A 513-nucleotide genomic window follows, 5' to 3' on the forward strand; every position below is an offset into this window, starting at 1 on the left:
GCTTGCGAACTCAAAACCAAGAAGCAGAAAGTGAATACAACCGCTTCATCAAAGGCTTATCCGATAGTATGGCAATGATTGAGTTTGATACGAGAGGTATCATTCTCAATGCGAATGATTTATTTCTTTCTTGTGTCGGATACACACGAGAAGCGATTGTTGGAAAACATCATTCGATTTTCTGTGACCGAGGCTATGTTCAATCCCCTCGATACCAACAATTTTGGGATGACTTAAAAGTGGGTAAGCATAAGCGCGGTACGTTTGAGCGTCTAACCTCACAACGTGAAAGACTGGTACTTGAAGCCAGTTACTTTCCCATTGAATCTGAACACGGACAAATTGAAAAAGTAGTCAAGATCGCGTCAGACGTGACACAACAGAGGCTAGAATCAGAGCAAAAAGAAGCCATTTTGAATGCGTTAGATCTGTCTCTAGCCACGATTGAGTTCGCCCGTGAAGGTTACATTCTGACCGCCAACCAAAACTTCTAAAAAACCTTTGGATACGAGT

Annotated in this window: 1 protein-coding gene; it reads left to right on the forward strand. The window is 42.3% G+C overall.

Annotated features, from left to right (window positions below):
- A partial coding sequence (locus R7093_RS28220) for a PAS domain-containing protein (RefSeq protein ID WP_318147408.1) occupies positions 1 to 494 on the forward strand: 494 nt, incomplete at its 5' end.
- Positions 495 to 513 lie beyond the last annotated feature (19 nt).

It is taken from the genome of Vibrio sp. 1580, assembly GCF_033340055.1.